The following is a 25,946-nucleotide window of genomic DNA, read 5'->3' as shown; positions in this document are numbered from 1 at the left end:
AGCGCTATCATATTGAGGATACTGCCGATGTGAAGTCCTTGCGCCGCATAGAGCAGTTTTCGATCAACCCAGGTCCTAGCCGTAAGAACTGAAGATTGGCGCATTCGATGGGCTGGGAGATGTCGTCGAGCCTGCCGATGAGGTCCCACAGGCCGCTGACGGTTCGCTCGCCGATCTTTCGGAGCAGCGTCGCGCCGTTCGACGCACGGATCGTGGAAGAGAGGCGGCTGATCACCGGTCAGAACCCCGCGAGCGCCGAACCACTGGTCCGGGTGCTGCTTGCCCAGCTGGATGATAGCGGGATGATCCTTGCCCGTGACGGTTCAGCGGTGTCTTCCCCGCAATGATGGTGTTGCGGCTGGCGCTTGCTCCTACCTTGGCAATGCATAGGCGATCACCTCGTCGCTGATCGGCGTTTCCATGAAATGATGGCCGCCAGCGTAGATCACGAGATATTCACGCCCGTCCGCCTCGTACACCATGGGTGTGGCCTGGCCTCCTCCCGGCAGCTTCTTCGTCCAGACCGTCTCGCCGGTCGACAGATCGATCGCGCGAATGAGGTTGTCAGTGGCTGCGGCAATGAAGATGAGTCCTCCCGCCGTTACAACGGCGCCGCCATTGTTGGGCGTGCCGATCGTCAACGGCAGCATCGAGGGAATGCCGAACGGGCCGTTGGAGCGGGCCGTGCCGAAGGCGCGATCCCAGATCGTCCGGCCTGTCGCGATGTCGATAGCCCTGATACCGCCATAGGGCGGTTGCTTGCACAACATGCCTGTAAACTTCATCCGCCAGCCGGCGTTGACGTCGATCGCATAGGGCGTGTGCGCCTGCGGATCTCCCGCGCCCTCCGCTCCGCCGATGTCACCACGGGTCTGGTTGCGTGGTGCCCAACCACGCCTGTTCGCTTCGGCGCGCGGCACGAGGCGGTTATAGTTGGGCATGTCGTTGTAGTTCGCCACGATCACGCCGCGGCGCGGGTCGACCGCGACTCCGCCCCAGTCGGTGCCGCCGTTATAACCGGGATATTCGATCGAGCGGCGCTCGCTTTCTGGCGGCGTGAAGAAGCCCTTGTAGCTCGCCCTCTTGAATTGGATGCGACAGATCATCTGATCGATCGGGGACATGCCCCACATATCCCGCTCCGTGAGATCCGGTTTGCGCAGCGTGTGCCACTCTGAGACGATCTGGTAGGGCGAACGCTCCTGGGGCTCCACGCCGCCGCCCGGCGCGCGAATTGTCGCGACAGGCGTCAACGGCCGGCCGCTGCGGCGGTCAAGAATGTAGATGTCACCCTGCTTGCTCGGCAGAACCAGCGCCGGCGCCCCGCGATAGTCGACCAGTGTCGCCTGCGCGCCGAAGTCATAGTCCCATACATCCTTCCGCACCGCCTGGAAGCGCCAGCGCGGCTTGCCGGTAGTGACGTCGAGGGCCACGAGTGACGTCGCAAAAAAGTTCTCCTGCGGTCGGCGCAGCGCGCTGTAATAGTCCGCCGCCGCATTGCCCATCGGCAGGTAGACCAACCCGAGCTGCTCGTCGCCGCTCGCGATCGTCCACATGTTGGGCGTTCCCCGCGCCCAGGTGTCGCCGGCGGGCGGATAGCCGGACCAATCCGGATGCATCATGTCCCACGCCCAGCGCAGCTGCCCCGTGATCGCGTCGAACCCCTGGATCACGCCAGAGGGCGCCCAACGATCCTGTCCGTCCAGAACCTGGTGCCCGGTGACCACCACTCCCCGCACGATGGTCGGCGGCGAGTTGATCGACACGAAACCCGCGGGCGTCTCGCCCATGCCGATCTTCGCATCGATGCGGCCGTGCCTGCCGAAGCCCTCGCAGGGGCGACCTGTGCGGGCGTCGATCGCGAAGATCCGCGCATCGAGCGTGCCCCAGATGATTCGGCTGGCGCACGGCTGCGTCGTTCCGGCGTCCGGCACAGCGTAGTAGCTGACGCCGCGACAGGCCGCAGTATAGGGGATCGCTGAATCCGGCACCTGGGGATCGAAGCGCCAGCGTTGCCGCCCGCTGACAGGATCGAGCGCGATGACGATGCTCTTGGGCGTGCATACATACAGCGTGTCGCCGACCTTCAAAGGCGTGTTCTCCGCGCCATAAGTGCCTTCGGCCTCTGCAGTGGGTAGGTCGCCCGTGTGGTAGAGCCATGCCTGTTCCAGCGTGCCGACATTGGCAGGCGTGATCTGCGCGAGCGGTGAGTAGCGTCGCGCGGCATAAGAACCGCCATAGGCCGGCCAGTCCGCGCCCGTCTGCATCTGAGCGGGATCTGCCATGCCGGGCCCGACCGACGGAAGCGCCGCGAGCGGCCGTTCGCGACTTGCGCTGCCGATCGTGACACCGGTCAACCCCGCCATGCCGATGACGGCTGCGACCGCGCCAAGGGCGATTTGCCATCGGTTGGCGGCTCTCGACAGAAAAGGCGCGACGAGGAGGACGGCGATCAGCAACACGAGGGGGGCGACGACCCGCGGGACCAGCGCCCAGCCATTGGTGCCGACCTCCCAGAACGCCCAGATGATGGTGAGCAGCACGATCGCGCCATATAGCCACGCGCCAAGCAGCCGTTGCTTGAACAACAGCCATCCGGCGACGATCATCGCAATCCCTGCGAGTACATAATACGCTGATCCGCCCAGCGACACGAGCAGGGCGCCGCCGACTGCAAGAACCAGGCCGATCAGGGTGATCAGCCCACCCACCACCATCGCTGCAATGCTGCGCGGGTGACCATGTTCTTGGCGGGTACCGGCGAGGGCATCGCCATCTGTGAATGTTCGGGCCAAGGAGCTTCTCCAAACAGGCGGTCGGCAGTTGGAAAGCGGGTTCAGTCCTGCAGCATCGTCCGCGAAGGCTCGCGCGCAAGCGCAGCGCGAATGTCGTCTGCGCCCGGCGTGCCCTGCTTCAGCGCCTTCTCCAGGTTCTTCGCATATGTCTCGATCCGCTTGGGCGGCAGCAGCGGTTCGTTGGCGTCGACGATCGCCTCGATCAGCGCGGCACCGGGATGCGCCAGCGCTTCCTCGACGACCTGCGCGCAATCGGCGGGAGCCTCCACGCGCCAGGCGCGGATGCCGCACGCCTCCGCAACCTTCGCAAAGTCGATATCAGTCAGGTCGCACTCATATTCGACATTGCCGAGGAACATCATCTGTTCCCATTTGATCTGGCCAAGCAGGCCGTTCTTGATCACGACGATCTTGATCGGCAGCCGGTAGCGGGTGATCGTCGCGAGTTCTCCCATGAGCATGGAAAGACCACCATCGCCGACGAAGGCGACGACCTGCCGGCCGGGAAATGCGAGGGCGGCGGCGATCGCATAGGGAATGCCGCAGGCCATCGAGGCTGAAAGGCCAGACCCTGCGTAGGTCTGCCTGGTCTTCGCCATGACGTAGCGGGCCATCAGCCCGGTATTGTGGCCCGAATCCCAGACGACGATCGCATCGTCATCGAGGCGGTCGCCCATGTCGCGGACAATCCGGCCGGGCGGCATCGGCGTCACATTCCGTTCAACGGTGGCGCGGATCAAGGTGCGCCAGTGCTGCGCCTGGTCCTGCGCGAAGGCAAGGAAGCTGCGATCCGCCCTTTGCTCAAGACGGTCGTTGAGCGCCTTCAAGGTGGCACGGGCATCCCCAGCCAGGCCGACCTCGATCGGGAAGCGAAGGCCGATCCGGGTCGGATCCCGGTCGATCTGAACACCGCGAGCCTGCCCAGGTTTCGGATAATATTCGATGTAGGGAAAAGTCGAACCAACGATCAGCAGGGTGTCGCAGCGTTCAAATACGTCCTGGCTGGCGCGCGTGCCCAGCAGCCCGATGCCGCCGGTGGTCAGCGGATGGTCGTCGGCGACAAGCCATTTGGCAAGCAGCGCCTTCACGATCGGCGCACCCAGCAGTTCCGCGGTGCGGGTCAGTTCCTCAACTGCCCCGAGCGCTCCTTGCCCGGCAAGGATGGCGACGCTTCCGCCGGTGTTGAGCAGTTCGGCGGCACGCACAAGCTCCGTTTCCGGCGCCAAGGCGATCCCATCGGCGGGTACGAGCGAGGCATGGCCGCGAACGTTGCGATCGGATGGCGTATCCGCTGACTCCGATTCCTCCTGCACGTCGACCGGAATGCTGAGATGGGCGACACCGTGTTGGGCCAGCGCATGCCGACAGGCAAGACTGACCGCATTTTCCATGTGCCGCGCGCCCATCACCCGCGCCGAATAAGCCGCCACGTCCATGAACACCTTGGCATGATCGATGTCCTGCTGGGTGTAGCTGTCGGTGAGGTCGTGATAGGGCGAGCCTGTCAGCGCGATTACGGGAGCCCGGTCCAGCTTGGCATCGTACAGACCGTTGAGCAGGTGGATGCCCCCGGGACCGGTCGTGGCCAGACAGCAGCCGAGCCTGCCCGTGACCTTGCCGTGCGCCGCGGCCGCGAACGCCGCAGATTCCTCATGGCGCACCTGAATGAATCGCACGCGATCCCCGGACGTTCGGATCGCCTCCATGATTCCGTTGATGCCGTCGCCCGGCAGCCCGAATATGGTATCGACGCCGAAGGCTACCAGCGTGTCGATCAGAATGTCCGCGCCGTTGCGTGGCATCGTCAGGCCGCCGGGTCGAGCGCGACCTTGAGCCAGCCCGGCTTTCGCGCATCGAACTGCTCGTAGGCGGCGATCGCGCCCGTCAGCGCGGTGTCCTCGGTGAGCAGGGTGGCCGGATCGACGACGCCCGCACGAACGAGATCGATGAGGTGCGGAATATATCTGCGGTGATTGCAGTTCCCCATTCGAATGGTGAGGTTCTTGTTCATCGCCTGGCCGATCGGGAAGCTTTCGACGGTGGGCGGATAGACGCCGATGATCGACAGAGTGCCGGCCTTGGCGAGCGCCTCTACTGCCCAGCGCAGTGCCTGGCTCGGCGCATCGCCGGGCACGAAGGGGGGCGTGTCGCGATGCTCGGGCGCCGTCGCTTCGCGCTCCTGCTCGAACTGTTCGGCGTTCTTCTGTGCCTCTTCGGCAGCGGGACCGCCATGCGCACGTTCGGCTTCGACCCCGACTGCGTCGATCGCCCGGTCGACGCCGATCCCGCCTGTAAGCGCCACGATCGTGGCGACCGGATCCTCCTTTTCGAAGTTCACGATTTCCGCGCCCTGCTGCCTTGCGATCGCCAGCCGGTCCTGGCGGCTGTCGACCGCGATGATGCGTCCGGCGCCCATCAACCTGGCGGACGCGATGGCGAACTGACCCACCGGTCCGCAGCCGAACACGGCCACCGTGTGCCCTTCCTCGATGTCGGCGAGGTCCGCCCCGAACCAGGCGGTTGGGAAGATATCTGAAATCATGATCGCCTGGTCGTCGGTCACCTCGTCCGGCAGCTTGACCAGGCCCACATGGGCGAAGGGAATGCGCGCCTTCTCGGCCTGCAATCCGTCGAAACCGCCAGCGGCTTCCGGCCCGCCGAAGAAGGCGGTGCCCGCACGCTTGCCGCCGGGATTGGCATTATCGCACTGCGCATGATGACCCGCTCGGCAGTAGGAGCAACTGCCGCAGGCGATCGTCGAGGGGATGACCACCCGATCCCCCATCTCGAAGTTGCGCACCATGTCGCCGAGCTCTTCGATGACGCCGACACCCTCGTGACCCAGGATGCGGCCGGCTTTCATGCCGCTGAAAGTGCCACGGGCGAAGTGCAGGTCGGTACCGCAGATCGCGGATGTGGTCAGGCGCACGATTGCGTCGGTCGGCTGCTCGATCCGCGGCTCGGCAACCTCCTCGATCCTGATGTCGCCGACGCCGCGCCATACCACTGCCTTCATATTACGTCTCCGGAGCAGGACCACTCAGTCGGTCGTTCAGTCGAAACTGCGGATCAAGTCCCTCGTTCCCATATGATGTTTCGGCTATTTCTTACATAAGTTATATAAATCTCGGAATCAGTAGAAGAGTAGTGCTTTTGATATGAGGCTATTAGATGCCATGATCACAAAGTTAGGAGTGGGCTTAGCCACATTTGCTATGGGGATTTTCTTCGATCAGGGCTAGGCGAGACGCTCGCGGTGCGCCACAAAGGCTGACGAGGAGCAATGACAACCGTCGAACTTTGGAAAAATTCTGCTCAGCGAAGGCTTGATCGTCGGTCTGCTCAGATTTAGCCGCCGCGGAATCAATTTGATCAGACGGCGTTGTTCGAATTCTGCCGGTACCAGGTGATCACGCGTCTCCTGGGTCCGAGGTGCTGCTCGGTCACGCATCAATCACGACGTCGGCGATCTATCTGCGCTGGGTCGAACGCTCTTTCGCGCGATTGTTGTTTCAAGATGCTCAACAGGCGGATTGGCTTGAACCCACTGTTCCTGCCAGCTGAACCGAAGCGGCGGCAGGCCTGCCTTTCTGCCGATTGCCGCCACATAAGTGGCGACATCGGACGCGCGGTCGACTTGCGCAACCTCCGGGCGGCCGGGGGGGGCGCTCCACATCGGCAGGAACGCCGTTTCGAGCGCGCCATCCGGCTTGATCCGCAGGCGACCGATCATCCCGTTGACGGCTTCCGGATGAAAGGGAGCGACCGTGTAGGCGGGGTCGGGCTCGAAGCCAAACATCTGCTTCCTGCGCTCAACCCAGGCGGCGCGTGCGGGGTGATCCTGTGCCGGGCTCAAGGCGTGGGTGACGACCACGCCATTGCCCAGGCCGTGAAAGATCGGGCGACCGCCATAGAGTTCGATGCCGCGCGCGATGTGCGCGTGGTGGCCAAGAACGGCATGTGCGCCGGCATCGATGGCCGCCTGGGCGACTGGACGCTCATAGGGTGCAAGTTGCGCCGGCCGATGGGTGATCCCCTTGTGCAGGGCGACGAGCACGATATCCGCCTCAGCCGCCGCAGCGCGGATGGCTGCCTGCATCGCCGCCACGGAGGCAGGTTCGGCAACCACGAGATTGGCCTGCGGACGAGATGGGCCGCCATCGTCAGGCAGGACGTTCACATAGGCGCAGCCCGCTTTCGTCTCGGTCGCCCAGGCGATCTCCGGTCCGACGCAATTGTAGCTGAGCAACGCGATGCGCCGGCCATCGCGTTCGACCATCGCAGGCTTCAGCGCGGCGGCGAGGTTCGCCCCGGCACCGGCATGGGCGATGCCGAGGCGATCGAGTTCCGCAATCGTGTCCGCGATGCCGATCGCGCCGCGATCCGCGATATGATTGCCGGCCAGCGAGACCATGCCAATGCCGGCGCGGGCGAGTGCGGCGAGATGGGCCGGATCCGCACCGGGCGCCGGGACGTCGCCTTCCAGTTCCTCGCCGCGGCGGGTGTGCGGCACCTCGAGATGCGCGATGGCGAGGCCCGCCGCACGCGTGACCGGGGCCACCCCGCCCAGCCAATGGTCCGGTTCCGGCAGATCGAGGATGATGTCGCCGAGGAAGACGAGGTCGAGCGGGTTCATTGGATGACTCCCGCCTGACGCAGCGTCGCCAGGTCTGACGCCGTCAGGCCGAGTTCGGCGAGCACCTCGTCGGTATCGGCGCCCAGTACCGGCACCTTCGGCTGCGCTTGCATCTCCACGCTGAAGCCTGGCCCCACGACGTCGAGCGGCCGATCCCAATCCGGCAGCGTCACCGGGTGCAGCGTCCCGCGCTGCCGGACATGCGGGTGCTGCGCGATTTCACCCACGGTGCGAAGCATCGCGACTGGCACCCGAGCGTCCGCCAGCCGGGCTTCGAGATCGGCCGCGCGCCAATTGGCCAATGTTTCGGTGAGCCATTGCCGTACGACACCATAATGCTCCACCCGCGCCTCGTGGCTGGAGAAGCGAGGATCGTCGATCATTTCCGGATGCCCGAGCACGCGGAGCAGCGCCTCGACCTGCGGCTGGTTGTTGGCACCGAGCGCGATCCACCCCTCCGCGGTCGGATAGAATTCGGAGGTCGCGACCAGTCTGAAGCCCCGGTTGCCCGTGCCGCCGGGCGTTCGACCGGTGTAGGAGTGGACGGAGACTGTGGTGTTGACCAGCTTCAGCGCCGCATCGAGCATCGCAACGTCGACATGCTCACCCACGCCGCCATGGTCTCGGCGCCGCAACGCGGCCAACAGGCCGATCGTGGCGAGATAGCCGGTGAAGCCGTCGATGATCGGGATCCCGATCTTCTGCGGGCCTTCGGCGGTGGCGTTGAGCATGGCGAAACCTGACATTGCCTGGGCGATGTGGTCGTAGGCGCCACGATTCGCGAGCGGCCCGGACTGTCCGAAGCCTGTGATTGAAACGAGGATCAGCCGCGGGTTCCGGGCGTGCAGCGCCGCGAAATCCATGCCGAGCCGCGCGAGCACGCCGGGCCGGAAATTCTCGACCAGTATGTCGGCACGTTCGACCAGTTGCCACAGCAGCCCGATGCCAGCGGGCGTCTTCAGGTCCAGCACAACGGACCGTTTGCCGGCATTGATCGATGCAAAGGGAATGCTGAGCAGGGGCGCTCCGCCATGTTCGGTGTAGTGGCGAAAGCCGTCACCCTGGGGCGGCTCGATCTTGATCACGTCGGCACCCAGTTCGGCCAGCATGTTGGTGCAGGTCGGTCCGGCAATGGCGTGGCTGAGATCGACCACGTTGAGCCCGTCGAGTGCGTTCATGCGGGGTCTCCCGGGGTGTCGCCGAAAACGCCAGCGGCGGAGAACGCGTTGCGTGCTGCCGCATCGAAGCCGAGTTCGGCGAGGATCGCATCGCGCTCGGCACCCGGCAGTCCGGCGGGACGATGCTCGGGCTGGGGCAGGTCGGACAGGCGGAACGGCGTGCCGATCTGGTCGACGCGGTCATGCCCGACCGGCAGGCGAAGGTGCATGCCCCGCGCCGCCGCATGCGGGTGCCGCAGCGCCTCTGCCGGTGCGAGCACCGGCATCGCCTGCGTGTCGGCCGCTTGCAGCAGCGCGATCCAGTCCGCCCGTGGCCGGGTGGCGAACAGCTTTTCCAGATCCGCGCGGATCGCGGGATGAGCGGCGGGTTGGAACTGGAGCGCGGCATAGTCCGGCCGGCCCACGGCGGCGCAAAAGCGTTGCCAGTAACGGGGCTCCATGTCGGTGGTGCACAACCATTCGCCGTCGGCGCAGCGCCAGACACCGCCCTTGGGGTGCCAGTGTCCATCCGGTGGCGGAATTTCCTCCGGCGCCTCCGCGCGACCCAGCGCGACCGCCAGCAGCGGCATCGACGCGTCGGACATCGCGACATCGACATGCGTGCCGACACCGGTGTGGGCGCGTTGCTGGAGCGCCACCATCACCGCGATCGCGGCATGGGCGCCGGCGAGGACGTCAGCAACCTGCACGCCCGGCAACGTCGGCTCGGCAAGGCCGTTCAGCCGCGACAGGACCCCCGCCAGCGCCAGCGCCGCCGGATCATGTCCGGCACGACCGGCGAGCGGCCCGGTTTGCCCGGCGAAAGAAACCGAGCAGTAGATGAGCCGCGGGTTGATCGCTGCCACCGCAGCATAGCCAAGCCCCATCTTCGTCATCGTGCCGGGCCGATAATCCTCCACGAGAATGTCGGCCGAGGCGATCAGCGCATCACGCAATGCCTTGCCGTGGGGGTTGCCGGGCTCGAGCACGATTGAGCGGCGGTTTCGCCAATAGGACGGGCGGGCACGCCGCAGTCGTGCCGCCTCCGGGTCGTCGGGGTCGCCGAACATGCGCGCATGCTTGGCGAGTTCGCGCGGATTCTCGACCCGGATGACATCGGCGCCCATGTCACCCGCGATCCAACCGGTATAGGCGCCCGGCAGATAGCGCGTGAAATCGAGAATGCGGAGGCCGGAAAGCGGACGCGTCATGCGCGTCGCGCCCCTGCACGGTCGGTCGCCGGCCCTTCGATAAAGGCGGTGATGCGCGCTTCCAGGGCCTCGGTGGCTTCCGGATCCAGCGCGAAATTGTCGACGCCCAGTTCAAGGACTGGGATGGCTGCGGCCTTCAATGCCTCAAGCGCGAAGGGATCCGCATCGGACAGTGCCACCGCGCCATCGACCTGATTCGTCTCCGCTTCGTGGACGTGCCAGGGGCCGGCCCAACTCGGCATCCGCAGTTCGTCACCCATCGTCAGGAAGCGCGCGGCCAGCGCCCTCATCGGATCTCGGCCCCGGTCGAAGCGGCGGATGTAGCCGTCCGCCGCAAGCGCCAGATACATCGACCAGACGAAGACCGCGCCATGGCTCTCCTCCCACCGCTGATAGAAGGCCATATCGCTCCACAGCCCGCGGCCGACCCACATCAGGCGGACCCGCTCTTGAGCGACCACGCCGTGGCCGGCGGCAACGCGGTCCGCGACCTCGCTGTAGAAGGCTTTCGCCGCATCCCGTGCCCAGACGGTGCCCCGATGCCATTGCGGCACCATCGTCGCGGGCATGGAATCGACGATGCTGATCGGCGCGGGCACCGTCCGCGCGATCAGATCGCGGGTGCGACGGTAATAATCTTCCTGCTCGTTGACGCGTTCCATGACCTCAAGGAAGCGCTCCTGCGAGAAGCGGCGGCCGGTGGTCGCCTCGATCGTCGCGATCACATCCGCCAGTTCCGCCACAAGCAGGTCGATACGTTCGGGTTCGAGCACCTCTTCCCATCGGTCGGGCAGTTCCTCCCACCAGCGCGTCACGATGGTGGGGCGGGGGTCGACGGTGCGTTCATACAGGAACAGGCGAGCGCCGGTTTCCTGCGCCCAAGCATCGAAGATGCCTGTGGTCGCGTCGCTGGACACCACGGCATGGACGAAATCGGGCCTGGGCAGACCGCCCCAAGGCGACTGATCCGCATCATGATCAAAAGCAGCGGCAAGCCCCTGCGCGCTATAGGCCTCGACGTCGGTCGGATAGTCGTGGTCGCGCAGCAATTCGCGATAGCGGCGGGTCTGCTGCTTGGCGGCGACGATCGACGCCCACCACTGGTTGACGACGAACGGTATGTCGAGTGCGCGCAGGATTTCCTGCGGCGCGTTGGCATTGACCATCGCGAAAGGCGTGCCGGCCGCAACCTGCTGCCGCACCTCCTGGAACCAATTGCGCTGATAGGCGCCGAAGTCGGCAAGGGATTCAAGCGATTTCCGGCTGTGCGACGGCGGTGCTGCCGTCTTCGCCGCCGCCGGCTTTTGCCGAGGGGGCCGTGGCGCGCTCAGTCGGATACGACGCGGCTCCACCACAATCCCCTGATCGACGGCGCGGGCCAGTGCAGAGACCTGCCAGGGAGCCGCCTCGTCCCCCTCAATCGAGAGGTGTAGAACCAACTTGGCGCGACTGGCCGCCGCTGCTGCTGCCGTCGCCGCTGCCTCTTCCGATGGCTTGCGGGCGGAGAACGGCGCCATGCCGGTGAGCGGCGTTTCGCCAAGCCGGCGGTCGCCCCAATCCTGATCGTCGCCGACAAGGACGAAGCCCTCGGCTTCGAGTTGCCGATAGAGCGCGTCATTCTCCTGCGGGCTGCCGGCGACGAACGCGCGGCGGCCGTGGAGTGCCGGCAGCGCGTCAGCCCCGGCGATCACGGCGTCGAGCAGCGGGGTCAGTTCACCCGGCGGAAGAATGGCGGCGCAGCCGATCATCTGCAGCATCTGAGAACCGCGAAGCCGCGGCGGATCGGCGCGGCAGAGGGCGCCCGCCTGTCGGAGCAGCGCGATCACGGCCGCCTCTTCCTCGGCCACCCGCTCCAGCAGAGCGTCGGTCACGGTGCGGCCGCCGATTGACACCAGCCACGCATTGGTTTGCGCGAGGCGAACGGCGTTGTAGCGCGCCGACGCCGGTCGCCCCTGATGGACCAGATCCAAGAGGTGCAGGTGCCGCGGTGCGGGCTGGCCGAGCCGCCGTCGCTCCCGCAGAGCGGCGAAGAGCTGTGCCTGCTCGGTATCGGCGCGCGTGATCAGCAGCGGCGTTTCGGTGAGCGCGGGATCGAGCAGCCGCTTCATCAGCCTCCGTCCGCGTGGCGCGGCGCCCGGCGCCGGCACCAGCCGGACCGGGTGCATGCCTGCAGCACGCAACCACGCGACGGGGGCGTCGCTGCCGATCGTCCGCACCACCGGCGCACCTTCTGCCTGCAACCGTGCGGCGACGGCGTCCGGATCGGCATAAGCCTTTGCGATCCTGTCCAGGGCTGTACGTGCGTCCATCAGATCACACCCTGCCTGGCGAGTTGCGCCAGCTGCGCGGTATCATAGCCGAGCAGATCGCCATAGATCTGCCGGTTATGCTCGCCGATGGCGATGGGCAGCGTCTCGTCAAAGCCGGTTCGTGCTTCGGAGAAGCGGATCGGAATGCCCGAGGTGCGCAGGTCCGCCTGATGTGGGTAGCGCGGATGGGCGATGGCCATGGTCTCCGCCCGTGCCATCACCCGCGGATCGGTCAGTGCTTCCTCGGGATGCCGCACCGGGGCAACCGGTACGCCCTGGGCTTCGAGCAGTCGCACTGCCTCGGCAAGGGGCAATGTCCTCGACCAGGCGGCGATCTTCGCCTCCAGTGCGACGGCGTTGGCGACGCGCGCGTCCCGGCTCGCGAAACGCGGATCGTCGCCAAGCTCGGGAGCGCCCATCGCCTGGAATAGGCCGCGCGCCAGCTTTTCGTGCACGGCGACCAAGGCGACATAGCCGTCGGCGCATTCGAACACGCCGAAGGGCGACAGCCGCTGGACGGTCAGGCCGGTGCGCGCCGGCATGCCGGCGGCCGCCAGCGCCGCCCAGTTCTCGATCGCGACGAAGGAGGTGAGCGCGCCGAGCATCGACACGTCGATATGCTGGCCTTGGCCAGTGCGATGGCGCTGCTCGAGCGCGGCGAGGATGCCGATCACGGCGAACACCGGCGCCAGCATGTCGGCGATCGGGATGCCCATGCGGACCGGCGGCGCATCGGGATCGCCGCTGGTATACATCGCGCCCGACAAGGCCTGGATGATCACGTCCATCGCCTTGCCGCCTTCGGGAGCGTCGGCACCGAAGCCGGAGAGCGAGCAATAGAGGATCGCCGGATTTGCCTCGCGCGCGGTCGCGTAGCCGACGCCCAGGCGGTCGGCGGTACCGGCGGTGAAGTTCTCGACGACGATGTCGGCGTTGCGGCACAGGTCTTGGAACAGCTGCCGCGCACCCGGTGCCTTCAAGTTCAGCGACACGCCCTGCTTGCCCCGCGCGCGGGAGAGGTGGGATATCGACACGTCGTCGGCATGCGCGCGCTCGATGGTAACGCCGTCGCGGCCGACATAGGGGCTGTTCTCGCGCGCCAGATCGCCGCCGCGCGGGTCTTCGACCTTGATCACCACGGCACCGAGACCAGCGAGGAGCAAGGTCGCGTAGGGGCCGGCAAGCGCACGGGTCAGATCGATGACGCGAAGGCCCTCCAGGGGCCGCGGCGGGGAGAGTTCTGGATTGATCATGGGGTACCCTGGTCCGAGGGAGGGGAGGCGCAGGCGGGCAGGCTGCCCGCGCCGGCGGCCGTGATCAGCCGCTGCGCCTCAAGAAAAATCGGGGTGCCGTCCTGTCCGAACCGGCGCAGCGTGATGGCGATCTGGGCCGCGTTCCGGTTGTACAGGATGTCGAAGCGTTGCTGGTCGGCAGGTGCGATCGGCAGGAAGGTCACCCCCTGCGCCTTGCCGAACGCGATGCCGGCCTGCTCCGCCTTGTCGATCTCGTCGATGAGTGCGGCCTCCCACACCCGCTCGCTGTCGGCGAGCAGGCGCTGCTGCGCCGGCGGCAACGCGCGCCAGCGCCGCTCGGACATGGCACGCGCCGGATAGGCTCCGCGGCTGACCCGCAGCGTGGTGAAGAAGCGGGCGACCTCCGCGAAGTGAAGGCTCCGCAGCGTATCGGCGGGGGCGATGACGCCGTCGATCACGCCCTTGGCGAGCGCGGAATAGACGTCGTTCATCGGCATATCGACAGGATCGGCCCCAAGCGCGCGCAGCACCTCCAGATTTTCGGCCGGCGCGCGCAGCCGCAGCCCCTCAAGGTCGGCAAGGCTGCGCACGGGCCGGGTGCGGGTGAGGATGCCGGGGAAATTGCCGGGCTGCACGGCCAGCACGCGCAGGCCGTCAACCTCGGCCCGCAGCGCGGGGAAGCGGGCTGCGATGCACTGGTAGACCGCAATCTGCTCCGCCATCGAACGCACGCCGCCATAGAAACCCGCCTGCGCGCGCTGGGCATGCGCACCACCCCGCGTATAGATCGGCGTGATCAGGCCGATATCGGCGAGGCCGTGACGGATCTCGGCCATGCTCTGGTCGCTGGAAAGCAGCGCGCCCGCCCAGTATGGCTTGATCCGCAACCGACCGCCCGATGCCTGCCGGATATGGTCCATCCAGCGGATGTCGGCCCGGCTAAAAGGATGGGTCGGCGGATAGGGGCTGGCATAGGTCAGCACCGTGCTGCCATCAGGCTCGGCGGCAGGACCACAGCTCGCGAGCAGCGCGATCAATATCGCGGCAAACAGACGGGCGATCATGCCAGCACCCCCGGTAGCCACAGCGCCAGCGCAGGCACCGCGATCAGCAGTGCCAGATGCAGGAAATCCGCCAGCAGGAACGGCACGATGCCGCGAAATATCGTACCCAGCGGAATGTCTCCTGCCATGCCCTGGATGACATACACGTTGAGGCCGAGCGGCGGGTGGACAAAGCCGATCTCCATCGTGCGGACGAGGAAGATGCCGAACCAGATCGGGCTCAGCCCCAGCTGATCGATGATCGGCAGGAAGATCGGGGTGGTCAGCAGCATCAGCGCCAATCCATCGAGGAACGAGCCGAGCAGCAGCAGCGCGAGTGCCATCGCCACGATCGCCACCGTGGGGCCGGCGTCGAGCTGGATCACCATGTTGGACAGCATGGCCGCGATACCCGTCGCGCTGATGAAGGTGGCGAACAGCAAGGCGCCAATCACGACGATGTAGATCATGCCGGTTGTCCGCAGCGTCGTTTCCAGCGCCGCCGCAACCGCTTGCCAGCGCAAGCGTCCGCGCCGCCAGCACAGCAACAGCGCCGTCACGCAGCCGACCGACGCAGCTTCGGTCGGCGTGAACCAGCCGACGAACAATCCCCCGATCACGAACAGGATCAGCAGCGCTACGTCCAGGATCGAGCGCAGCGATGACCAGCGCTCCCGCCACGGTGCACGCGCGGCCGGCGGGCCGAGCTGCGGATGCAGGCGGCAGAGGATGGCGATCATGCCGATGTAGAACAGCGCCTGGGTGAGCCCCGGCACGATCGCGGCGGCGAACAGCTTGCCGATTGACTGTTCCGCGACGATGCCGAACACGATCAGCGCGCCAGACGGAGGAATCAGCGAACCGAGCGTGCCACCTGCTGCCAGCGCGCCGGTGGCGAAGGAGGGCGCATAGCCCGCCTTGCGCATCTCAGGCAGCGCGACCGAGGTAATGGTGGCGACGGTCGCGAGGCTCGAGCCGCTTATCGCGCCGAAGCCCGCGCAGCCGCCAATCGAGGCCATTGCCAGGCCGCCGCGACGATGCCCGACGAACCGCGCCGCCGCATCGAAGAAGTCCCGGCTCGCGCCCGCGGCGAAGCACAGGTGCGCCATCAGCACGAACAATGGCAGCACGCCGAGTTCGTAGCGGGAGATGGTGTCGAAGGCGATGACACCGGCCTTGATCAGCGCCGCCTCCGGCGACAGCAGCAGCGCCAGTCCAACGCCACCGACCAGCGCCAGCCCGACGCCGATCGGCACGCCGAGGCCAAGCAACCCCAGCAGGACGAGGATGCCGGCGAGGCCGACCCATTCGGGAGAGATCATGCGGCACGCCTCGTCACCGCACGCCGGGCGAACATGATTGCCGCCGCCAGCGCGCCCAGGATCCAGGCAAGCCGAAGCCAGCGGAGCGGTAGATGCAGTATTTCGGTCCACTCGAAGGCATCCCAGAGGTCGGATGCCAGCCATGCGGACCCGATCGCCAGGCCCAGGAAGACCAGCGCGCTGAGCGCATCGGCGACGCGGAGCAGCCGGTTTGCACGGCCGGACGCGAGCCGCTCGAGCAGGATATGGACGCGGGCATGGCCGTCCACCAGTGTCGCCAGCACGATGGCGCTGGTCGCGATCAGCACGATGCACGCCTGAACGATCTCGATTGCGCCGAGCAGGCGAACGCCGGCATGCCGCCCTGCCACCGCAAGCGCATCCGTTGCCATCGCCGACAGCAGTCCGGCCGACCCGATCGCCAGCATCCCGCGCGTCAGCAGCGGGCGAGCCGGTGGAGGGGGTTCCTGCGCAGTATCGGGGGTCACGGCATGCCCCTGACGGCAGCCGGCCGCATTTGATTGCTTTCTTCAACCATCGTCGAGACCGATCGTCTGGGCGTTTCCATTCAGGCCGTCCATGCGCTAGGCGGAACGGCATGGATGACGCTTCGATTGCCCCTGTGCAGAGCCAAACCGAGGGGGATCTGGACCTTGGCCGCCTCGGCGACTTCGTCGGCTTCCGCCTCAGGCGGATCCAGAACCAGCTGTCGCGCGAATTTGCCAAGGTGACTGACAAATATCAGCTCCGTCAGGGGCTGTTCTCCGCGCTTGCGATCATCTCGGCCAATCCGGGCTTGTCGCAGATCATGCTCGCGCGCGAGGTCGGGCTCGACAAGTCGCTCGCGGTGATGGTGGTCGACGAACTTGAGGCGCGCGGCTGGGCCGAACGCCGCCGCTCGCCCGTCGACCGGCGCCGCCACGCGCTCTACACCACCGAAGCCGGCGAGGCCTGGCTGAAAGAGATGTTCGCGGCGCTGGAAATGGTCGAGCATGACGTGCTCGACGCCCTCGGCGAGGCCGACCGGATCCTGCTCAACGGCATCCTCGACCGCGTCTACAAGGCCTGCTTCCGCGGTTAAAACGTCGCTGGTCTGCATCAGAACCGCTTGCGAACGGTGACTGCGATCTCGCGACCGATCGGATTGGCGACCGTGGCGTCATAGCCACCGCTGCCGTTCACGGTCGGGGCGAAATCGAGGAAGGGCGGCTTCCTGTCCAGCAGGTTGAGCGCGTCGAACGAGATGCTGAGGCCGCCGTCGAAGAACCGCGTGGCGTGCGGATCGCCGACGTTGAAGGTCAGACCCAGGTCGACGACGGTGTAGCTGTCGACTTTCTGAATGCCTCCGTTCGGTAGCGTGTTGTTGTCGTATCCGCCGACATGGGTAACGGTGAGGCGGGTGTTTACCCCCTCATATTGCCAGTTCAGGCTTCCGCGGCCCTTGAACTTCAGCGGGTTGAAGACCGTGTTGCGACGATCGACGAGCGTGCCGGTGGGCGTGATCGCTGCGCGGTATCGGGTGAGGTAAGTTGCGTTTGCGTTGAGCGAAAAGATGCCGGCGTTGATGGTTTCCAGCGTGTAGCTCGCCACCAGGTCGATGCCGCTGGTGTTGGAACGCCCCAGATTCTGCGTCCGGCCATCGATGAAGAGGACGGGATTGGCGGGCAGAACGCCGCGGGCCACCGTGATGCCCTGCGCCAGTAGCTGCTGCACCCGGGCCGCCGCTTCCGCGCCGCGAAGGATCACGCCAGTACCTTCGAACTGCCCTTCGCGGCTGAGGATCGCGAGGTCGCCCAGATAGCTGTCGACCTGGCCCGTATAGTTGACGTTCCAATAGGTCAGGCTGATCCGCGCATTGGGCAAGGGATCCCAATCGACGCCCGCTGACCAGGTTTTCGCTTCCTCCGGCCTGAGCGCCGTGTTGCCGCCCGAAAGCGCCGCGCCCTGCACAATCGTGCCGCCGAGTGCTGGATCGGCATAAGGCTGAACGAAGATGTTCGAGCTGTTGCCGTAGATCTGGGAGAACAGCGGCGCGCGGAACGAGGTGCCGTAGCTGCCGCGGAACACGAGGCCACGGGCGGGCGACCAGTTGGCGCCGATCTTGGGATTTGTGGTCGATCCGACGTCGCTATACTTGTCGTGCCGGATCGCCGCGCTGACTTCGAGCCGCTGAAGCAGCGGGATCGCGTTGTCGGCCCCAAACAGCGGCACGAATAGCTCGGCATAGCCGGATTCGACCTTGCGGCTGAAGTTGCGGAAGGTGAGGGGGGTGGTCGGTGCACCGCGGCGGATGCCGAGCGATACCTCCAGTTCCTGCCGCTCATAGCCTGCCGCCAGCTTCACCCCGCCGCCGGGCAAATCGAACAACGTCCCGTTGACGGTTGCTTCCGCTCCGGTGAAGCGGTTGAGCGTCGGGGCGTCGAACACCTGGTCGTTGATCGCGGCGAGCACCGCCGCGGACGTCCTGCCCTGGCCGTAGGGATCGAAGGCGGTGGTCGGATTGCTGCTTGCCAGCGCGGCATTGAGCGCCGGCGTGTTGATGCCGTTCGGCGTGAATGAACTGTCGTTCGAACGGCCATAGATCAGTTGGCCCTGAACTTCCCACCCGCCGAACCGCGCCCTCAGGCCGCCGGCGCCCTGCCAACTGCGGGTGAAGCCGTAACTCTCGTTGTTGGGCAAGTCGTCGAGCCGGATCTGCACCGTCTCCGCACCGGTGGTGCCCGCCGGCCGCACGAAGAAGGCATTGGTCGACGGAATGGTCACGGTTGCGCCAGTATAGCCGTTGAGGCGGCGGAAGCGGCGCTTGGAGAAATATCCATCGCCGAACGCATCGAGCCAGTCTGTCAGGTGCACGGTGAAAGTACCGTTGACGCTGTCGTAGCGGGTTTCCGGGAACAGGTCCTGGCCGCGAAAGCCTTCGCAAAGGTTGGTTGTCCCCGGCGTGAGCGCCGCGGCATTGGCCGGCGTGATGCCGCCGGCTGGAATGGCGTAGTTGACGCCCCCGACCACGAGCGTGCCGGGATTGCACTGGTTGGATCGGAAATCGCGACCGCCGAACCGGCGCTGGTCGCTGGTGAAGAAGTCACGGTCGTCGCCCGACAGGTTGCTGCGGAAGACATGCTCATAGGCGACCATGACCTGACCCCAGTCGCCGGTCTTGCCGCCGGCAATGCCGAACTGGCTCTCGTGGAAATTCTTCGCCACACCCATCCGGGCGATCGTCTCGAAACCGTCGAGGCTGCGGCGCGGGATCAGGTTGACCACGCCGGCGATCGCGTCCGAGCCGTAGACCGCCGAGGCCCCATCGGCGACCACCTCGACGCGTTCGAGGCCGAGAGACGGGATGATCGAGGGGTCAACCGAGCGGCTGTTGTTCACCACCCGGTGCCCGTCGAGGATCGTCAGCGTCGCATAGGGGCCGATGCCGCGGATGTTGATCGCATTGCCGAAAGTGATGTTGCTGTTGCCGCCCGACTGGCCACGCGAATTCTCCGAGGTGCCGAGGTCGAAGACCTGCGGGATCTCTTTGAGCAGGCGATCGGTGGTGACCGCGCCGGAGGCTTCGATCGCGCGGCGATCGACGGCGATCACGGTCGAACCGACAGGCGCAGCACCGCGGATGCGGCTGCCGGTGACGATGATATCCTTTTCCAGCGCGTCCTGTGCGCCGATGGTGACCGGGCCGGCGGCTGCAGCCGCATCCTGTGCCGTTTCGGGCGTGGTCTGTGCGGCAGCACCACTGCTCCAGGCGAGCGTGGCGGCGGTGGCGAGAAGCAGAGGGCGCTGACGAAGCTTGGACATGATGCGGCTCCTTGGTGCGCGGGGGCGAGGGCCTCAGCGAAAGCGGACGGGTGTCGTGAAGGGAATGTCGATGTGCGAGGCGGGCCCGGCGTAGACGGTAAGGGTGCGGGCGAGGCCGTCGCGGATCTCGGCGAGGTTGCGCTGGCGCGGATCGGCAGCGGTCAGCGTGACGCGCAGGCGATGGCCTGCAGCGATCGTGTAGGCGCGGGGGGACAGCGCGAAGGAAAGCTCGACCCGCTGGCCGGGCGTGACCGGCGCGACATCGGCCTTGCGGCCGGAATGATAGGGCAGCCCGAGATGATCGTAGGGCGCCTTGCCGGTCTTGCGGTGGCTGAAGGCGAGGCGGCCGAACGCCAGCATCGTCACCTTGCCGGCGGCGTCCACCTCTTCGAGATAGCCGAACAGATTGGCCTGGGGCCGATCGGCAGCGGCGCGGACGGTGAGCACCGGATAGCCTTCGATCGTGGCATCGGTAGCGAGCGGGCGGCTGGTGAAGGTCACGCCCTTGCCGTCGAGCGGGCTCGGCCAGAACTGGAAATAGTCCTTGGTGGCAACGCCATAGTCTGCGGCGAAGGGCAGTGCCTTTGCGGCGTTCGCACCAACCGCAAGGCTGCCGCGATCGACCGCCGCCGGGGCGTCGTTGACGGTCGGTGACAGATAGAGCGTGGTGCGCTTCACCCCGACGCCGGGGAGCGTCGCGCGATGGACCATCGCTCCGCCCTCGCCCTGCTCGCGCCACCAGGCGTAGCGAGGCTCGCGGTCGATGCCGTTATCGATGCCCTTCAGATAATGGTCGAAGAAACGGCGCTGCTCGCCGACGATGTCGAACACCTTGGGCGGCTCGCAATGGCTGCCCGGGCCGACGATCATCTTCGCGTTCAGATTGGCCGCCGCCTTGATGATCTGCTCGGTGGGCTCGTCGTTCCAGTTGCTCCACAGATACCAGGCAAGTTGCGGGCTGCGCAGCGCCGCCAGATGCGTGTACGGGCCAACCTCTTCCCAGAAACGCGTTCCGGTGAGCGGCGAAATGCTGTCGCGATAGGGCATGCCCGCCCACAGCGGCGCCATCGGCGTGTTGCGCGCATGTTCCGAGACCGCCGTTTTCAGCAGGCTGCCATCGGTGTCGGCATCGACCGGCACGCTGGCGAGGTCTACGTCGAGCGGTTCGTCCGGGCGCGTGTTGAATTGGGCCGTGATGCCGCCGTTGCGGACGAAGGCATATTTGTCGAGGTCGGTTGCTGCCGCGAACACCGCTCTGAGCGCCGGCGGCCGGGTGCCGGCGACGAGCATTGCGCTCCCTCCCAGATAGGAGCAGCCGGTGATGCCCACCTTACCGGTAGTAAAGGGCTGGGCCGCGAGCCACTGGACGATGTCGTAGCCGTCGCGCGCCTCGGTCTGGTCGAGGAAACCGCGCCGTGAACCGAAGGACGCGCCTTTGCCCCGCACATCGGCTGTGGCGACGACATAGCCGGCATGCACCAACTGGCGCAGGCCGAAGGTGGTCGAGTCGATCAGGTCCACAACCTGCCCATCCTTGCGGTAGCGCGCGCGATAGGGGGTGAAGGCGAACACCACCGGAAAACGGCCGTCGCGAATGATGCCGCGCTCGGCGGGGCGGTACAGGTTCACCGCAAGCCGCGTTCCGTCGCGCACAGGCAGATAGAAAGAAATGCGGACAACCGCCGGATCGTCGGCGACGGCTGTCATGCGGTCCGTCTGACCGACCACCGGCGTGATCGTGAGCCCGGCGGCAGCAACGGATGCAGCAATGCGCAGCCGCACGGACGGCAAGCGACGGGTCGCCACGATGCTCTCCTCTCCATCTCCGAACGGCGTCTCTTGCGCCGCTGAAATGGGTGTAAACCTAATCAGTGGTGATATTCAACTGTTATGTTCAAAAACTTATTGGACCGTTTGCGGGCGATGTCGATGAAGGGGGCACCACAATCCCGCGCGGTCGCACGCCCGTGCGCACACAATGCGGCGCATGCTGCGGTGCACGGCTGGCTTGAGGTTGCGGCCGACATTGCGCTGCGGTGAAGGCAGCGATTGCGCATTTCCGGTCCGCCGTGGTCCGCCGGCTGACAGCGGCGGCGGACGCATCACGGGGATTATTGAACTGCTGGAGAAAAATCCGTTCCGTGAGCGATTCTGCTACTTCTCATAGCTGTTCGATTCGATAATATGATAGCGTTATCATAATAATGTTGGAGAGGGATATGCGCTTCACACCTCGAAATCACGATCTCGCCCGGCTGGTCAACCGCACCATCTTGCTCAGCAGCGCCGTGGCGTTGGCATTATCCAGCCCGGCTCTCGCGCAAGACGATAAGATGGCGCCCATACCCATCCCCGACCAGCCGGCCGCGGTTGAGCTTGGCACCGGGGCGTTGCCCGATGCCAAGGCCCAAGAATCCTGGCACAGCCAATATGGCAGCCTGTTCGCGCGCAACGTGACTGTCGCTACATTGACGCCCTTCCTCCCGGATCCGGGGAAGGCCACGGGCGCCGCCGTGATCGTGGCACCAGGAGGCGGGTTTCGAACATTGTCGATGCAGAATGAGGGGTGGGACGTCGCCAAAGCGCTCGCCCAGAAAGGTGTCGCAGCATTTGTCCTGAAATACCGTCTCAACCAGACGCCCAATGACATGGCTGCCTTCGAACGGTCGATGCAGGACATGTTCAAGACCGCCGCACAGCGACCGAGGATGAACGCAGACGATGCAATCAAGGGGCTCGCGCCGCAAATCGCCGATGCGCGGGCAGCGTTTGCGCTGGTCCGGCGCAACGCAGGCAAATGGCGGATCGACCCTGACCGTATCGGCATGATCGGATTCTCGGCCGGCGCGATGTTGACGATGGCGACGACCCTGGCTGGCAAAGAGGCGAGGCCCGCATTCATTGCCAACATCTATGGCCCGCTTGCACCCGTTACGGTGCCTGCAGACGCCCCACCGATGTTTGTTGCACTTGCCGCCGACGATCCTCTGTTCGCGAACAGCGGTTTCGGATTGATCGAGAGCTGGAAGACGGCGAAGCGGCCTGTCGAGTTTCACTACTACGAGAAAGGCGGTCACGGCTTCGGGATGTATCAGAAGAAGACCACCAGCACGGATTGGTTCGAGGCATTCTCGCACTGGATCGGCACGCATGGTTTTCTGGCGCCGGCAAGCTGATCATGCCCGCGGCGTCGGCGGTCCGGGCGGCGAGCCCCCCGGATCGGCGGCGCCGCGTTCGGCTCCATCCGTAGCAGCGGTTGGGGCGACGAGAGGCACGGCGCGCGGCTGCATGGAAACGCAATAACGATCCCCATGCTCGGGACTACCGACCCGTGTGAAAGCGCGGTGACCTCAGCGGCCCTGGTAGCGGAACCACGCAAAGTCTGCGAACGCGCCCGCACCCGCGAGATCCTGGCAGGCCATCCCCACGAACGTGCCCGTAAAATTTGGCAGTCCGGGCAGAGTCGCCTCGTCCGACAGGATGCTGGCGTCTAAGACCTCGGGGAGCATTGTCCAGGTGCCTTCCACTTCGGTCCGCCATGCGAAGCGAAGCACATCCTCGTCGACATCCACACGCAATTCGATGGGGCCATCGGGAAGCGCGGTGACGGCGACCACATTGGTGCAGCCGCTGCTGTCGGGCCGCGCGGCCAGCACATGTAGCTGACGGACACCTTCATCGAACGTGACATTGAGATAATAGAATTTGGTGCTGTTGTAGTAGCAGACTAGTCCCGCCGCCTGCTGGAAGCTTGTCGAAGCGAAATCTACGCTGGTCGTCGCAGTAAAGCGCATCTCCGTCTGCCGTCGGGCCACGAGCGCCTGTTCGAAGGCGCTCCCGATCGTTTCGCGACCGAACAGGCGGAGATGGCCCGGACGCGCCGACAGGCTGAACAGCGTCTCGGGCCGTGGGGTACGCAGCCACTGGAACGCGTCCGGCAGCGTTCCGTTATCGAAGCATCCATCCCATTCTTGCTCGGGCCAAGGCTGGAGCGGTAGCGACGGCGCAGGTGCCGTCATCGCGGGATCGCCGCTGCCGTCCACCGTCCGCAACCACCCATCTTCGCCCCAGCGCATCGGCTGAATGGCCGTCTCGCGTCCGAGCACGCAGCGCTCTCGCCCGGGCAGCGGGCGACCGCAAAGATAAGCCATCCAGGTCGTGCCATCCGCGAGTTCGACGAGATCGCCGTGACCGGCGCGCGTTAGCCCGCCGTCGCGCCGTCCCGCGGCGGTCAGCACCGCCCCATCGGGGTGGATCTCATACGGACCGAACAGTGATCGCGAGCGCGCCATCACCACCGCATGGTCCCAGTTCGTGCCACCCTCCGCCACGAGCAGATGATACCAGCCGTCGCGCTTGTAGAGGTGAGGTCCCTCGGTAAACCCGCGCGCGGTGCCCGAGAAGATTTGCTGCGGCGTGCCGACCAGCCGGCCTGACGCCCGATCGATTTCCTGGATCACGATGCCTGCGAAGCGGTTCCGACCTGGTCGATGATCCCACGACATGTTCAGCAGCCATGAGCGACCGTCGTCATCGTGGAACAAGGCGGGGTCGAAACCGCTGCTGTTGAGATAGACGGGATCCGACCACACGCCATCGATCTGTTCGCACGTCACCAGATAATTGTGGAAGTCGCGCAGGGAGGCGCCCGTGGCGCCATCGACGGTGGTCTGGCCGTACCGCTTCACATCGGTGTAGATCAACCAGAAGCGCCCGTCCGCATAGCTCAGGTCGGGCGCCCAGACGCCGCACGAATCCGGATTGCCCCGCATGTCCAACTGCGCCGCGCGGTTCAGCGGCCGCGCGGCGAGACGCCAATGCAACAGATCCCGGGAATGATGGATCTGTACGCCGGGATACCATTCGAAGGTGGATGTTGCGATGAAGATATCCTCACCCACCCTGACGATGGACGGATCGGGATTGAAGCCACGGAGGATCGGATTGTGGATGTGCGTCATGCTGGCTTGCGAACCAATGTCCAGAGGATGGCGGCGCCGACGAGATCGAAGACGCCGAGCAGGATGAAGAACGGCTCATAGCCGACGCTGTCGACGAGCCCGCCGATCAGCAGTGAGAAGACGAGGACGCCGAGATTGCCCGCCAGTCCGGCGAAGCCCGTGGCAGTCGCCACCTCGTTTCGCCGAAACAGGTCCGACGCCATGGTGATGACCGTGACCGACAGCGTCTGGTGCGCAAAGCCGCCGAGGCACAGCAGGGCGATCGCGACATAGGGGTTGGTCACCCAGCCGACCAGCGCCATTCCGGTCATCATCACGGCGCCCAGGGTGAATGCGCCGCGCCTGGCGTCGACAAGATGGATGCCGCGACGCTGGAGGAAGGCGACGACGGCCGGGCCGAACAGGCAACCGACATCCGCTGCCAGAAACGGCAGCCACGCAAAGAGCGCGATCTGCGTCAGATCGAAGCCGCGCTCCCGCGCGAGGTAGAGGGGCATCCAGAAGGAAAGCATGCCCCACGTCGGATCCGCCAGCATGCGGGGGAGGGCGATGCCCCAAAGATCCCGCCGCTTCAGCATTGTCAAGATGGAGGGGCGCTCCGCGGTGGCCGCGAGTCGCGCTTCCTGCCCATCGAGGATGTGCTGCTGCTCCGCGGCACGGATGGCGCGATGACGCGTCGGCGTTTCGTACCACCACAGCCAAACCACCACCCACACGAGGCCGAGGCCGCCCGCGACGAGGAACGCGAGTCGCCAGCTCTGCGTCAGCACCGCCCACGCCACCAGCGGCGGCGCGAAAACTGCGCCGAAGGAGGCGCCGATGTTGTAGATGCCACCGGCGGCGCCGCGCTCCTTCGCCGGGAACCATTCGGCAATCAGCTTCTGGCCGGCGGGCTGTGCCGAACCTTCGGCCAGGCCAAGCGCGCCGCGCAATGCGGCGAAGCCGAACCAGCCCTGCGCGAAGACGTGCGCCATCGTGATGAGCGACCAGATCGTGACGCAGAGCGCGAAGCCGATCCGCAGACCAGCGCCGTCAAGCACATAGCCGATGAGCGGCTGGAACATGACGCCGATCTGAAAGGCGCCGGTTATCCACCCATATTGTTCGCTGCTGATGCCCTGCTCCGTCAGGATGACGGGTGCGGCCACGCCCAGCACCGAGCGGGAGAGATAGTTGATGATCATCGCGCCAACGAAGAGGGCGATGATGGTCCATCTGAGGCCAGGAATGCCAACGGTGCGCAACATTGCCTCCGGTAACGTGATCAGAGCGGATAGGGAATGGTACCCTATCGCGCAGGCGCAGGATGAAGAAGAGCGGCCGCTTGACCGACAGGAGATGGCCGTCGTCGAACGCTACCTATTTGTCAGAGTATTGACAAGGCCCCGTTTGCTGCATATGCAGAGAATGATAACGTTATCATCATGCGGTGACTGAAAATTTTGTGCATCGCGCTGG

The 25,946-nt window shown here is 65.8% G+C and carries 18 protein-coding genes and 1 pseudogene; 3 read left to right on the top strand and 16 right to left on the bottom strand.

The features are described from left to right. Positions 1-7: 7 nt before the first annotated feature. A pseudogene (locus FHS96_RS18110) lies at positions 8-187 on the bottom strand (hypothetical protein); the annotation flags it as partial. Between FHS96_RS18110 and FHS96_RS18105 the strand changes: the two are divergent. Then, on the top strand, positions 108-347 hold the full coding sequence (locus tag FHS96_RS18105; protein ID WP_429594968.1) for a hypothetical protein: 240 nt from the start codon (positions 108-110) through the stop codon (positions 345-347). The pseudogene FHS96_RS18110 and the gene FHS96_RS18105 sit on opposite strands and share 80 nt — an antisense overlap. Before the next feature lie 24 nt (positions 348-371). Here FHS96_RS18105 and FHS96_RS18100 read toward each other — a convergent pair whose 3' ends face one another. The 11 genes from FHS96_RS18100 to FHS96_RS18050 all read right to left on the bottom strand — a co-directional run bounded on the left by FHS96_RS18100 (position 372) and on the right by FHS96_RS18050 (position 16,214). Then, positions 372-2,717, bottom strand: a complete 2,346-nt coding sequence (locus FHS96_RS18100) for a membrane-bound PQQ-dependent dehydrogenase, glucose/quinate/shikimate family (RefSeq protein WP_429594954.1) — start codon at positions 2,715-2,717, stop codon at positions 372-374. A gap of 119 nt (positions 2,718-2,836) precedes the next feature. Beyond that, positions 2,837-4,597, bottom strand: coding sequence for a thiamine pyrophosphate-dependent enzyme (locus tag FHS96_RS18095; RefSeq protein WP_429594705.1), 1,761 nt, complete (start codon positions 4,595-4,597; stop codon positions 2,837-2,839). Positions 4,598-4,599: 2 nt separating this feature from the next. Further along, positions 4,600-5,811: a zinc-dependent alcohol dehydrogenase gene (locus FHS96_RS18090; RefSeq protein ID WP_429594702.1), complete on the bottom strand. Its 1,212-nt coding sequence runs from the start codon at positions 5,809-5,811 to the stop codon at positions 4,600-4,602. Positions 5,812-6,249: 438 nt separating this feature from the next. Continuing rightward, positions 6,250-7,431 (bottom strand): CapA family protein, encoded by a 1,182-nt coding sequence (locus FHS96_RS18085; RefSeq protein ID WP_429594699.1) that lies wholly within the window; start codon positions 7,429-7,431, stop codon positions 6,250-6,252. Further along, a complete protein-coding gene (locus FHS96_RS18080) occupies positions 7,428-8,609 on the bottom strand; it encodes a CaiB/BaiF CoA transferase family protein (protein WP_429594696.1) in 1,182 nt (393 codons plus the stop codon). Before FHS96_RS18080 ends, FHS96_RS18085 begins: the two co-directional genes overlap by 4 nt. Continuing rightward, complete coding sequence (locus tag FHS96_RS18075) at positions 8,606-9,799, bottom strand: CaiB/BaiF CoA transferase family protein (RefSeq protein ID WP_429594694.1); 1,194 nt, start codon at positions 9,797-9,799, stop codon at positions 8,606-8,608. The genes FHS96_RS18080 and FHS96_RS18075 overlap by 4 nt, the downstream gene beginning before the upstream one ends. After that, positions 9,796-12,108, bottom strand: a complete 2,313-nt coding sequence (locus tag FHS96_RS18070; RefSeq protein ID WP_429594691.1) for a 2-hydroxyacyl-CoA dehydratase — start codon at positions 12,106-12,108, stop codon at positions 9,796-9,798. The genes FHS96_RS18075 and FHS96_RS18070 overlap by 4 nt, the downstream gene beginning before the upstream one ends. Then, complete coding sequence (locus tag FHS96_RS18065; protein WP_429594688.1) at positions 12,108-13,361, bottom strand: CaiB/BaiF CoA transferase family protein; 1,254 nt, start codon at positions 13,359-13,361, stop codon at positions 12,108-12,110. Before FHS96_RS18065 ends, FHS96_RS18070 begins: the two co-directional genes overlap by 1 nt. Continuing rightward, on the bottom strand, positions 13,358-14,425 hold the full coding sequence (dctP, locus tag FHS96_RS18060) for a TRAP transporter substrate-binding protein DctP (RefSeq protein ID WP_429594685.1): 1,068 nt from the start codon (positions 14,423-14,425) through the stop codon (positions 13,358-13,360). Before dctP ends, FHS96_RS18065 begins: the two co-directional genes overlap by 4 nt. Then, positions 14,422-15,726 carry a TRAP transporter large permease gene (locus FHS96_RS18055; RefSeq protein WP_429594682.1) on the bottom strand — a complete coding sequence of 435 codons (1,305 nt, stop codon included), beginning with the start codon at positions 15,724-15,726 and terminating at the stop codon, positions 14,422-14,424. The genes dctP and FHS96_RS18055 overlap by 4 nt, the downstream gene beginning before the upstream one ends. Next, positions 15,723-16,214, bottom strand: a complete 492-nt coding sequence (locus FHS96_RS18050; RefSeq protein ID WP_429594679.1) for a TRAP transporter small permease — start codon at positions 16,212-16,214, stop codon at positions 15,723-15,725. Before FHS96_RS18050 ends, FHS96_RS18055 begins: the two co-directional genes overlap by 4 nt. Positions 16,215-16,324: 110 nt before the next feature. On the opposite strand from FHS96_RS18050, the gene FHS96_RS18045 reads away from it, so the two are divergent. Beyond that, positions 16,325-16,807: a MarR family winged helix-turn-helix transcriptional regulator gene (locus FHS96_RS18045; protein WP_429594677.1), complete on the top strand. Its 483-nt coding sequence runs from the start codon at positions 16,325-16,327 to the stop codon at positions 16,805-16,807. Between the two features lie 17 nt (positions 16,808-16,824). On the opposite strand, the gene FHS96_RS18040 is transcribed toward FHS96_RS18045, so the two are convergent. Both FHS96_RS18040 and FHS96_RS18035 read right to left on the bottom strand, forming a co-directional pair. Then, on the bottom strand, positions 16,825-19,527 hold the full coding sequence (locus FHS96_RS18040) for a TonB-dependent receptor domain-containing protein (RefSeq protein WP_429594674.1): 2,703 nt from the start codon (positions 19,525-19,527) through the stop codon (positions 16,825-16,827). 33 nt (positions 19,528-19,560) lie between these two features. After that, positions 19,561-21,333 carry a CocE/NonD family hydrolase gene (locus FHS96_RS18035; protein WP_429594671.1) on the bottom strand — a complete coding sequence of 591 codons (1,773 nt, stop codon included), beginning with the start codon at positions 21,331-21,333 and terminating at the stop codon, positions 19,561-19,563. A 413-nt stretch (positions 21,334-21,746) separates the two neighbouring features. On the opposite strand from FHS96_RS18035, the gene FHS96_RS18030 reads away from it, so the two are divergent. Next, positions 21,747-22,703, top strand: coding sequence for an alpha/beta hydrolase (locus tag FHS96_RS18030; protein ID WP_429594669.1), 957 nt, complete (start codon positions 21,747-21,749; stop codon positions 22,701-22,703). Between the two features lie 174 nt (positions 22,704-22,877). On the opposite strand, the gene FHS96_RS18025 is transcribed toward FHS96_RS18030, so the two are convergent. Together FHS96_RS18025 and FHS96_RS18020 are read right to left on the bottom strand one after the other, a co-directional pair. After that, positions 22,878-24,488, bottom strand: coding sequence for a glycoside hydrolase family 43 protein (locus FHS96_RS18025; RefSeq protein ID WP_429594666.1), 1,611 nt, complete (start codon positions 24,486-24,488; stop codon positions 22,878-22,880). Continuing rightward, a complete protein-coding gene (locus FHS96_RS18020) occupies positions 24,485-25,735 on the bottom strand; it encodes an MFS transporter (RefSeq protein ID WP_429594664.1) in 1,251 nt (416 codons plus the stop codon). Before FHS96_RS18020 ends, FHS96_RS18025 begins: the two co-directional genes overlap by 4 nt. Between the last annotated feature and the right edge of the window lie 211 nt (positions 25,736-25,946).

Source organism: Sphingomonas zeicaulis, assembly GCF_050433225.1.
GTDB lineage: Bacteria > Pseudomonadota > Alphaproteobacteria > Sphingomonadales > Sphingomonadaceae > Sphingomonas_D > Sphingomonas_D zeicaulis.
This window is presented reverse-complemented; position numbering and strand designations above follow the sequence as displayed.